1 protein-coding gene is annotated in these 243 nt (G+C 53.9%); it reads right to left on the bottom strand.

Annotation, left to right across the window (positions count from 1 at the left end; all coding sequences use genetic code 11):
- Positions 1–16 precede the first annotated feature (16 nt).
- A partial coding sequence (locus WG929_RS21220) for a hypothetical protein (RefSeq protein WP_416207651.1) occupies positions 17–243 on the bottom strand: 227 nt, incomplete at its 5' end.

Below are 243 nucleotides of genomic sequence, written 5' to 3'. Positions count from 1 at the left end.
GCCAGTTTTTTAAACATTACATTGCTTTTGTAATCGCCCGTGGCAACGTTGGGAAGTTCACGCCTTTTTCGATTGTCGCCTGATCAGCATCCTCTGGCACCGGATTGATGCAGACTTCGGCCGGTGGCAGCGGTACGCTTGAACGGCCTTTACTGAAGCGCTCCGGGTGCTGAGCGTACATCTCGTCCAGTGCCGCTTGCCGGAGGTGAGCGATTTCAAGGTATTCCCCGCTAAACACCTGAT

This window comes from Oceanobacter antarcticus (genome assembly GCF_044962685.1).
GTDB lineage: Bacteria > Pseudomonadota > Gammaproteobacteria > Pseudomonadales > Oceanobacteraceae > Oceanobacter > Oceanobacter antarcticus.
The sequence above is the reverse complement of the archived record's forward strand: the minus strand, read 5'-3'. Positions and strand labels throughout refer to the sequence as shown.